The 9,308-nt window shown below is 61.8% G+C and carries 8 protein-coding genes; 5 read left to right on the top strand and 3 right to left on the bottom strand.

Features of this window, described 5'->3' with window-relative positions:
- Positions 1-329: 329 nt before the first annotated feature.
- From C468_RS16565 to C468_RS16550, 4 genes are all read left to right on the top strand, one after another.
- Positions 330-626, top strand: coding sequence for a DUF433 domain-containing protein (locus C468_RS16565; protein ID WP_049912319.1), 297 nt, complete (start codon positions 330-332; stop codon positions 624-626).
- Positions 626-970, top strand: a complete 345-nt coding sequence (locus C468_RS16560) for a DUF5615 family PIN-like protein (protein WP_008850062.1) — start codon at positions 626-628, stop codon at positions 968-970. The genes C468_RS16565 and C468_RS16560 overlap by 1 nt, the downstream gene beginning before the upstream one ends.
- A 146-nt stretch (positions 971-1,116) precedes the next feature.
- On the top strand, positions 1,117-2,421 hold the full coding sequence (locus C468_RS16555; RefSeq protein WP_008850061.1) for an RNA-guided endonuclease InsQ/TnpB family protein: 1,305 nt from the start codon (positions 1,117-1,119) through the stop codon (positions 2,419-2,421).
- Positions 2,422-2,436: 15 nt separating this feature from the next.
- A complete protein-coding gene (locus C468_RS16550; protein ID WP_008850060.1) occupies positions 2,437-3,570 on the top strand; it encodes a serine hydrolase domain-containing protein in 1,134 nt (377 codons plus the stop codon).
- Between the two features lie 85 nt (positions 3,571-3,655).
- Here the strand turns inward: C468_RS16550 and C468_RS17765 are convergent, their stop codons facing one another.
- The 3 genes from C468_RS17765 to C468_RS16540 are packed head-to-tail and all read right to left on the bottom strand — an operon-like array spanning position 3,656 to position 5,516.
- Positions 3,656-3,934, bottom strand: coding sequence for a hypothetical protein (locus C468_RS17765; protein ID WP_080510676.1), 279 nt, complete (start codon positions 3,932-3,934; stop codon positions 3,656-3,658).
- Entirely contained in the window at positions 3,912-4,514 is a 603-nt protein-coding gene (locus C468_RS16545; RefSeq protein WP_008850059.1) for a hypothetical protein, read from the bottom strand. The genes C468_RS17765 and C468_RS16545 overlap by 23 nt, the downstream gene beginning before the upstream one ends.
- A 60-nt stretch (positions 4,515-4,574) precedes the next feature.
- Positions 4,575-5,516: an LtrC-like protein gene (locus C468_RS16540; protein ID WP_008850058.1), complete on the bottom strand. Its 942-nt coding sequence runs from the start codon at positions 5,514-5,516 to the stop codon at positions 4,575-4,577.
- 185 nt (positions 5,517-5,701) lie between these two features.
- Here C468_RS16540 and C468_RS16535 point away from each other — a divergent pair, with 185 nt between their 5' ends.
- Entirely contained in the window at positions 5,702-9,232 is a 3,531-nt protein-coding gene (locus C468_RS16535) for a type IV secretory system conjugative DNA transfer family protein (protein ID WP_008850057.1), read from the top strand.
- Positions 9,233-9,308 lie beyond the last annotated feature (76 nt).

Below are 9,308 nucleotides of genomic sequence, written 5' to 3'. Positions count from 1 at the left end.
TGTGAAAACAGCAGATCCCCAGACGGCGTAATCATTTTGTCGCTAGACGTGGTTTGCCCGGGTAGCAGCGTTTCCATAGGTGAAATCCTATTCTTCAGACATATTATCTCCTGAAACAGCCAGTCGTTGAAGAGTGCGTACTGCTCGCTTCGCTCGCAGTTTCTATCGCTGTGGTCTATCCGAGAGACGCGCGTCTTTCTGCGGGCGAACGTACTGCGTACCAAGCGAGCGGTACGTGAGCCATCGCCTCCAAAGTATCCGCGGCTGACTACCTGAACCGGCAAAGACTGAAGGCCACTGCGATGGTATTCGACACTATGTCGAAGCAGATGAACACCGTCGTCTCAGGTGACGAGTCGGATATTCACGACGAGCCCCACATTCGGGACCGGCGAATCACCGTGAGCCATATCCACGCGTTGGTCGAAGAGCGCGACCTCGACGCACGGACGGTTGCGGACCGCTTTGACCTCACTCCGTCGGACGTCTACCACGCACTGGCGTACTATCACGACCACCCCGAAGAGATGCGGGCGGTCAAAGAACGCCGTCGAGAGCTTCACGAAGCCGCAAACGACGACCCCAGCATCATCACCGGCCCCGAGGATCTGCCGGAAACGTCGTGATGCAGGTGTCGTTTCTGCTTGACGAGAACATCGCGGCTCCACTAGCTGACAAACTCGACAAAGCAGGCCACGACGTAGAGCGTGTCGTCGACGTGAGCGAATTGGGAGAAGGCGTCGACGACACCACGATTCGTCTGTACGCCGTCCAAGAGGGACGTCTCATTATCACCAGCGACGACGACTTTGTCCAGATGCCGGCAGACTCTCACAGTGGGGTATTCTACGTCCCCGACCAGTCGCTCCCCTCGCACGAACTCTACCATATCATCCAGCGAGTTCTCGAAACGTTCCCCGACCGAGAGGCGATGGACACAGTAACGTACATTACTACCGACTGGCTGTGAATCACAGAGGAACGAGGAGGCAGCCCACGGCTTCAGCCGTGGGAGGGATCCGACAATTCCCATAACAACCTACGAGCGAAAGCAACTTGACTCCCCACCATTAGCCATAGAATTTATAAATAAATAGATTAAAATGTGAAATACAGATGGGGGACGTGATCCGCACCGTCAAAGTCAAACTCGACGTGCGCCGCGAGCGGTGCGATGACCTCCATCAGACGAAAGATCAGTTTCTCCACTGTGCGAACACGACCGCGGAATGGGCGTGGAGACACCCGGACGAGTACTGTGTCACCTCGAAACAGAAAGCCGAAACCGCACTCTACGATCGACTTCGGGATGAAACAGAGTTGACTGCGAACCTCGTTCAGAAGGGAATCCGGCGTGCCATCGAGGCCACAAAAAGTGGTGTTGCCCGGCTCAAGAACGGCGAGACCACCAGTCAACCACACTTCGACGCGTGGAGCGTCGTCTACGACAAGCGGTCCGCGACGTTCCACCGCGACCACGTGTCTCTTTCCACGGTAAACGGCCGCATCGAGTGCCCATACGTACTTCCAGACGATCCTGAGCAGACACCGATTGGCGAGTACCTGCTGAACGAGGACTACGAGTTCCGGATGTCCACGCTCCAGTACGACCGTTCGAGCGGGGAGTTCTACCTACACGCGCGAATGCGCCGCGCCGAACGCGAGGAACACGAGCAGTCTACGACTGCTTTTTCTGACGCCGAGCACAGAACAGTCCTTGGCGTCGATCTGAACGTGGACGGCTCGCTCGCCGTGACTTCCACGGGCGCGTTCATCGGGAACGCCGACGAAATGAATCATCGACGCCGCGAGTTCGAGAAGACGCGCGGGTCGATGCAACAGACAGGAACGCGGTCAGCGCACCTGTCGATTCAGTCGATGGACGATCGTGAACACCGCTGGATGCAAAACGAACTTCACCGCGCCTCAAACCAGATTCTCGAGGAGGCCCGCGATCACGAGTGTACCCATATCGCATTCGAGAATCTGACGGATATTCGCGATCGGATGCCCGGTGTAAAGCGGTTCCACGCGTGGGCGTTCCGACGCTTGTACGAGTACGTCGAGTACAAAGCCGAGATGCTTGGGATCGAGATCGAGCAGGTGAGTCCGGCGTACACGAGCCAGCGGTGTTCGAAGTGCGGGTTTACCCACGAAGAGAATGGGCGCTCGAAACACCAGTTCGCGTGTCAGAAGTGCGAGTACGAACTGAACGCGGACTACAACGCGAGCAAGAATATTGCTCGGAAACTGCTCAAACGTCTCCACTCGGGGCAAACGTCTTCGAGTGGAGGCGCACCCTGTCAGTGTGCGCTGACGTCAGGGACGCTGAACCTGAACGGCGAATTTATCGCCTCCGTCGATTCGACGGCAGAAGGGGAGTCCACTGACAAGCCCACGACTTCAGTCGTGGGTAACTGACTAAGAGGTGTAGCCATGTCAGCGATTAGTGATAGCGACCGCGATCAGCTTCGCGCCGAATTTGACCGCCAACTCGACGTTGGCCTCCATCATGGGAGCCAACTCGCCGTGTATGTCGACGGAGAACTCGTCGTTGATTTTGCGGGCGGGACAACCGGTCCTGACGGGGCTGCGACCACTCCGGAGACCCGCCACCTCATTTTCTCGTGTACGAAGCCGTACGCGGGTGTTGGCCTCCATCAACTGATCGAAGAGGGAGCCGCCGACTACGACGACCCGGTTGTTGAGCACTGGCCAGCGTTCGCCGAGCCGGGCACGCCCAAAGCGGCGATCACGATTAAACAGGTGCTCAGCCACACTGCTGGCATTCCGTACGGCGAATTCGACGATCAGGCAGACCAGTGGGATGACTGGGACGCTGTTGTGACGGCGATGGAAGAGATCGATCCCGTCTTCGAACCGGGCACCCAGCCGGCGTATCACACGTTCAACTACGGCTGGCTTGTCGGCGAGCTCATTCGGCAACTCAGCGGCCAGCCGGTTGCGGAGTATGTCGCCGCAAACGTGTTTGACCCGCTCGGGATGGAGCAATCTTCGATCGGGCTTGCTGACGACGAAGACGATGATGTCGCCACCCTATCCGGCTTCGAAATGTACGACCGGTGTCGTGACCCCGGTGAAGGCCTCGGAATCCCAGCCGCTGAGTCAGCAGCGGCGTTCAACGACGAAGCCGTCCGCCGCGCGGTGATCCCGGCCGCAAACGGGATTAGCACGGCTCGTGAGATGGCACGATTTTACGCCTGTATGGCGAACGGTGGCGCATTCGACGGGACACGACTGCTTGACGCAGAGACCGTCGCCCACGCAACCCAGACCCATGCTGAGACTGAGTCGGACGGAACGCTCTCGCGACCGGCCCGATACGGCCTTGGCTTTTGGACCGGTGGGCTCGCGAACGATATGTTCGGCTCGCTGAGTCGCGAGCGGATGTTCGGCCATGCAGGACTGGGGAGCATTTTCGGGTGGGGTGACCCAGAGCAAAACGTCGGCTTTGCGTACGTCACCAACGGCATTCGCGAAGAATCCTGGGAGCATGCTGCCCGCGTGAGTGGGCTGTCGGACGCGGTGCGGTTGGCTCTCTGTGAGTGACCAGGCCAGCCGTTCCAGTCGAACGCGGTGGTGCGGCCGGTGATGAAACCCGGCTGTAGTCACCGGCCACGCTGAAACAGGGTGACTAACGATCCTCCCGCGAAGCCGTCTGTTCGTTGGCGTCGTTTTGGATCGCAAGAATATCTTGGGCAACATCGGCCACATGCTGCTGATGGGCGGCTGAGGTTGCCACGTGTTGGGCAGCGGTGAGTTGACCGTTGACCACCGCGTTCTGCTGTGGCCCCCACACCTCGGGCGGCTCTGATTGAATGTACGCTACCCAGCGTTTGATCGTCGCGATGCGTTGCTCACGATTGCGGTCGTGTTTCGCATCGAGTTGATCAGGTGTCTCTGAGTCGGTCATATTCAGCGTCGACATCGAGTCGATGTACCCACGTTTCGAGCCGGGACGCACTAAGCGTTTCCTCAAAGAGAGTGTACAGATGGACTGCGTCTTCGATATCTTTCTGGGCACCAAGATAGAGTTTGTACGCAATCTGGAGCTCAAGCGGGCCGATTGGGATCGATTCGCCGTCAATCTGGGCTGAGATTGCGTTGGAGAGCGACGCATGATCGAACTCATCATCGACGATCTTCACTTCGAGATGGGGAGTGATCTGGTCGGTTGGCGCAACCCAGATCGGATCCCCGTTCTCGAGCATCTCGTACATCGACGTGAGCGGCATCGCTGGCCCCCAATACCCCTCCGTATCGAGTGTTGTCGCAAGTTCCTCTGCCGTTGGCTCATCGACCGGCTCGATGAGCACGTCGACATCCTCGGTTGACCGGGCCCGCCCTGCGAGGATCGACACGTACCCAGCGATGTACACATGTTCGATTCCGATTCGATCGAGAATTTCTGAAAACGCTATCGCCAGCTCGTCCAGCTGGTTCGGCTCGCGTTCCACATAGAGCGTCTCCTCTCGGAGCTCGATACCACTCATACACACATGTTCACGAGGTAGTGAATAAGTTGTCTGGCTACCAGCGGCTGAGACGGGCGCCTAGCCATGGAGAGTGGAACCGCTCTGGTCAGCAATCGCCTTGATCACAGTCGTGCTCGTTTCCCGAATCCGCTCACATCGCTCGAAGAGCTGATCCGCGTCGTCATCGCTCCACGCCGCGAGATACAACGCTGACCCGTCCATCTCCAAGCCACAGTGCCGGCCGACAACATACGCGACTGCCTCGGCCTCGAGCTCGCGCGCCTCGCGATCGGCGGTATCCGCTGGGTCATGGAGGAGGGCGTGGGCGTACTCGTGGATGAGTGTCCCTGCCACCGCTGCAGGATCTGCTTGTTGCACCTGGATGTGGGGTGTCCCGTCGACGTGGCGACAGACACCGTCGGCGTCGCCATGGCCCCATGCATCAGCACCCACCACATCGACCGTCACACCGAGTGCGTCGGCCGCCGCGAGCAGTCCAGCTAACAGCTCATCGGCCTCGCCCGCCGCGTCCGTCTCCAACTCGGGCAGCGGCTTCCCCTCCGTCTGGGAGACGTCGAACACAGGAACGGGTTTGAACCCGACTACGCCCTCATTCCACTCCTCGGGTGGCGTCTCGTCGTACGCGCAGTCGCTGTCCGCGTGATAGGAGGGACTGTTCCCGCACTCAGGACACTGCCGCGAGAGCAGCGGTGCCCAGATCCAGATCGCCGATTCGCCGTCCTGCACCTGCCGATCGAACTCGTCTTGCCACGTCCGATACCCCGCCACCTTCGTCGCCTCAGGACACTGCAAGCTGATGAGTAGCGTGTTCCGGTGGGAGTAGTCGTGAAACTGACTGTGGACGTCGAGCCACCGCTGGAACTCGTCACTTGCACGCGCCTCGTCGACCGCGTCGACGAGCTCGCTGAGCCACTGATCGATCGCTTGGTGCATCTGGTCGGCGCGGGCGTCAGCGTCACCGAACGTGACGGGCCCGCTCGTGGGGTCGGATTCGGCCATGTGCGCTCCCACCCCTCGGGAGCGCCACAAACTGGCAGACGCACACACCTCGCTCACCGTCCGTACAGGCGTGTGGGAGCCAATCTGGAACCGACAGGACCCAGCACACAGGCCACCACACCTCTTTGATTCAGTTAGTGTATGCCGTAACTTTCTTACTGATACATGTGAACACAAGACATGCTATGGGGCGTACTGCTGACTCCCCAGCCGATGAATCCCCAGATCACACCCACCTCCGGATTCGGCCGACAGACACCCCACTGACAGCGGCGACCGTCGAGCAGGGGTTTCGACGCCTCCACGGCCTCACCACCCACACCACATCCAACTGGCGGGATCGCCTTTTGGGAGCCTCGACGCGACCGACAATTGAGTGGCGGCTCCACAGTCCGAGCAGGACCACCGGCACGCTCGAGTTGTACGTTGGCGTCACGCAGGCGCCGACCGAGACGCTTCGTGAGGCGGTGCGGACGGCCTGTCCGAACGAGTACGAACTGACGCCAGCCACACCGCCTGCGGTCCCCAAACTCGATAGCGACGATGAGCCCACAGATGCGGCCGTCGCCGCCGTCGAGTGGGTGGGTGACGCGGAGCGACGCGACGACTGGCAGACTCGCCTGACGCCGCTCAACTCGTTTACGGACAGCGATGACGCCCGCCTCCCGCTGGCCGCGATCGCGGAAACGCTGGCTGAGACCCCTGCCGCAGCCACCTATCAAGCAGTATGTCGGCCGTTTCGCGACTACCGAGGGGATGTTCGCCACCGCCGCCAACAGCTGGAGGACGGACGGGATACGCCGGCGAGCCGCGCTCTCGATGATTTTGTCGGTAACATCGAAGGGGAGACGAAGACCACGAGCGCGGCCGCCGATCCGGCCGCTGGGCGTATCGACGCTCTGACCGACACCGACCCGCAACACGCCTTCGTACTCAACGCCCGGTGTCTGGTGTGGGGTGGTGACGCGCCCGCGATCGCCGAGCGGCTCGCCGGCACGCTTACCGACCTCTCTGGCCGCTACTACACAATTGCTGGCCGCGTCGAGACGGAGCATCCGGAGCCGGTGGCGACGGCGATCCGTGAGCGAACGGTCCACGAACCCGTCTATGACACGTTCACCACCAAGCTCCCGTGGACACGCAATCGCAGTCGGGGCATTATCGCCGACGCGGCGAGTGCGCCTGGCTTCGGTCTCGTCGATGGGACGGCGCTCACCACAAGCGGAAGCCGCGCCGTGGCGCCGCCCACAGCCGACCGGACTGCCCTCCCACCACCGCCTGCCGCCCAGCTCGCCCGGTATCAGACGCCCGGGCTCACACTCGGGCAGCCGCTCGATCAGGATGGTGAGCCCGTCGCCGACCCGATTGCGGTCCCCCCGGACCTCCAGTCGCTGCACGTGGCGTGGTTTGGGAAGACAGGATCCGGAAAATCAACGAGTCTGATCACGGGGCTGCTCGCGAATCACGCGGCCACGGACGGCGCCGAGATTCTCATCACGCCGAAAGGCGACGCGATGGCCGCAGCGTATCAGCGCGCGCACTACGCCGAGTACGGCTCGCTCGATGACGTCTACTACTTTGATTGTGCCGAGACACTCCCGGCGCTCTCTTTCTTTGATATCCGCCCGCAGCTTGCAGCCGGGATTGATCGGGCAACGGCTGTCGAAGACCTCACCGACCATTACATCGAGATTCTGGCCGGGATCATGGGCGACGAGCGGTTCTACCAAGCGGTGCGCTCGCCCGATATCATCCGCCAGCTGGTGAAGGCGCTCTTCGATCCCGTCCACGGCAGCGACGCGTTCGCGCATCGCGAGCTCCAGCAGGCGGCCGCCCGCTTTCATGAAACTGGTGAACCCCCAGCCGTCGTGGATGACGAGCTCCAATCGATGCTGTACAACGTCGCCGCCAACAGCCAACAATCGTTTGACGAGCTCCTGCAGGGCGTCCACAACCGTATCGAGAAGATCCCACTTGACGAACGCGTGGGTCACCTCTTTGATCACGTTCCCGACGAGGGCGATCCCCACTTCGATCTGCGCACGGTGATCGACGAGGATGCGGTCGTCATCATCGATACGGGGGCGCTACGCACGGCCAGCCAGCAGGCGCTCACCCGGACGATGCTCTCGAAGCTGTGGACCGCCCTCCAGCGGCGCGCCCAGACCACCGGATCGGACGACCGCCCCTTGGTCAACTTGTATCTCGAGGAGGCGGCCCAGCTCGTCACCTCGGGGATCATCGACGAGCTGCTCGCGCAGGGCCGGTCGTTCGGCTGTAGTGTCACCCTCTCCACACAGTTCCCGGGCCAGCTGCGGGTGCGGGATGAGGCTGCGTACGTGGAGCTGCTCAACAACGTCGCCACCATCGTCACCGGGAGCGTCCCGGTGGATGAGCCGCTCACCAAACGGCTCGCGACCGCGGATCAGGACCCCGCGGCGATCGGCAATCGCTTGCGTGCGCTCGGCCGCGGCGAGTGGCTGGTGCGGCTCCCGGCCCCGTTTCGTGAGACTCCGCCGGCGCCGTTTCTGCTCGCGAGTGCGCCGCTGCCACGGGGGCATCCAGACAGCGAGGGGTTCCGGCCGGCCCGTGAGACGGCGGCCGCCGCCCGGATCGATGCGTGTCGCGACCGTACCCGGGAGCAGTACGGGCTCGATGTCCGCACCACCCAAGCGACGACCGGCCCGAGCGAGACGGAGCCGGACGCCGACTCATCTGATACCGACACGACCGCCCCGGCACGCATCGATTCGGCGCTGCCGTACACCCAGCGGCTCCCCGAGCCGGTCGTGTACGACGACCAGCGCCACGCGCTCGGCTGTACGGCGTGTGAGACTCGCTATGATCCCTCGCCGGACGGGCTGCGGGCGGCGATCACCTGTTGCCACGATGCTGATGCTGTTGACCGCGCTGACTGTCCGATCTGTGCGTTACCGCTGAAGCTGTCGTACGCCGAACGCCAAGAGAGTCCCGTAAGCGATGCTGGCCTCCGCTTTCTGCAAGCCGTCTACTCCGCCCACCAAGGCCAGTACGACCCAGAACTTGAGTACGATATCACCCGCGACAGCATGCGTCGACTCGCCGAATATGTAGGGATCGACGCCGACGAGATCGAAGAGCTGCGGGAGGCCGGCCTCCTCACTCGCGATTGTCGCTACCCACACACGCTGTACACGGTTACTCCAGACGGCCGGGACGCGATCGGCGTGCGCCACCGTGAGGGGGTTGCACACGGCGCTGGCGCCGGCGACTTGAGCGAGTCGAGTCTGCATGTGGCGATGGTCGAGGTGGGCACAGCGCTGCTCGAGGCTGAGTACGTCGCCGATCCGGACTCGCCCGCGGTTCGGGTCGAGCAGTACTATGAGGTTCCCGAAGGCCGGCTCGATGCGGCAGCCGTCGACGAGACGGGCGACGTTGTGGCCGCACTCGAGGCCGAACGCATCAATCATGACGTCACGCGGGCGGTCCCCGAGGATTACGACAAGTTGGCCGCGCAAGCGCCAGCAGCAGCCATCTGGGTCGTCAAAAATCGGGCCGCCGCCCACGAGGTTGTTGAGGCGCTTAACACACCGCCAGATGGTGAGCCACGCGTGCAGAAAACCTACGGCGAACAGACGCGGCCCGCCGCGTTCACCATCGACCAACCTGGCCTCACCGACGTCCACACATTCCAATCAGTGCGTGATACCTATCTGGACGAGGACGCATCGAGATGACTGACTCTGAAGGCATCTCAGACATCTATCTGGTGATGTACAAAACAGAGTCAAGCTGCTGATTAACCCGAAAAAC

It is taken from the genome of Halorubrum kocurii JCM 14978 (assembly GCF_000337355.1).
GTDB lineage: Archaea > Halobacteriota > Halobacteria > Halobacteriales > Haloferacaceae > Halorubrum > Halorubrum kocurii.
Note: the sequence above shows the minus strand (reverse complement) of the source record. Positions and strands in the feature narration are given on the sequence as shown.

Bases quoted from the DNA above. Each gene is read 5' to 3' on its own strand.
- C468_RS16545 (WP_008850059.1), bottom strand. From the start codon at position 4,514: ATGAGTGGTATCGAGCTCCGAGAGGAGACGCTCTATGTGGAACGCGAG.
- C468_RS16550 (WP_008850060.1), top strand. From the start codon at position 2,437: ATGTCAGCGATTAGTGATAGCGACCGCGATCAGCTTCGCGCCGAATTT.
- C468_RS16555 (WP_008850061.1), top strand. From the start codon at position 1,117: ATGGGGGACGTGATCCGCACCGTCAAAGTCAAACTCGACGTGCGCCGC.
- C468_RS16535 (WP_008850057.1), top strand. From the start codon at position 5,702: ATGGGGCGTACTGCTGACTCCCCAGCCGATGAATCCCCAGATCACACC.
- C468_RS16540 (WP_008850058.1), bottom strand. From the start codon at position 5,516: ATGGCCGAATCCGACCCCACGAGCGGGCCCGTCACGTTCGGTGACGCT.
- C468_RS16560 (WP_008850062.1), top strand. From the start codon at position 626: ATGCAGGTGTCGTTTCTGCTTGACGAGAACATCGCGGCTCCACTAGCT.
- C468_RS16565 (WP_049912319.1), top strand. From the start codon at position 330: ATGAACACCGTCGTCTCAGGTGACGAGTCGGATATTCACGACGAGCCC.
- C468_RS17765 (WP_080510676.1), bottom strand. From the start codon at position 3,934: ATGACCGACTCAGAGACACCTGATCAACTCGATGCGAAACACGACCGC.